Annotated in this window: 1 protein-coding gene; it reads left to right on the top strand. The window is 55.2% G+C overall.

The genetic code is table 11. The features are described 5' to 3' along the window. Positions 1-13: 13 nt before the first annotated feature. Positions 14-415: NAD-dependent epimerase/dehydratase family protein (locus KVT38_RS33545; protein WP_483298216.1), on the top strand; the 402-nt coding region annotated here is incomplete at its 3' end.

Genomic DNA, 415 nt, shown 5'->3' on the forward strand with positions numbered 1-415 from the left:
TGGCGTTCGCCGGATGATCGCGCAAAGCATCACCATGACCTATGCGCCCGGAGAAGGGCCGGCAACGGAGGATTGTCCACTGGACTTTGGGGCTCCGGAACCGCAACTAACAAGCGTGAACGGTGTTCATGCACTGGAAACCACCGCTGCAGAAATGCCAGAGCATGTCATTCTGAGATACGGCGTGCTATACGGTGATGGGACCTGGTACGGTTCGAACGGCTTGTTCGCTGAGCAAGTTCGAAATGGGAACTTGCCTGCTACTGACGGCGTCACTTCTTTTGTTCATACAGAAGACGCCGCACTTGCAGCTGTTTTGGCACTGGAATGGCCCACAGGAACCTATAACATTGTGGACAGCGATCCGGCAGCGGGTACCGAATGGGTTCCTGTCTTTGCGAAAGCCCTTAACGCT

The sequence above is a fragment of the Cohnella sp. GbtcB17 genome, from assembly GCF_019091135.1.
Lineage (GTDB): Bacteria > Bacillota > Bacilli > Paenibacillales > Paenibacillaceae > Cohnella.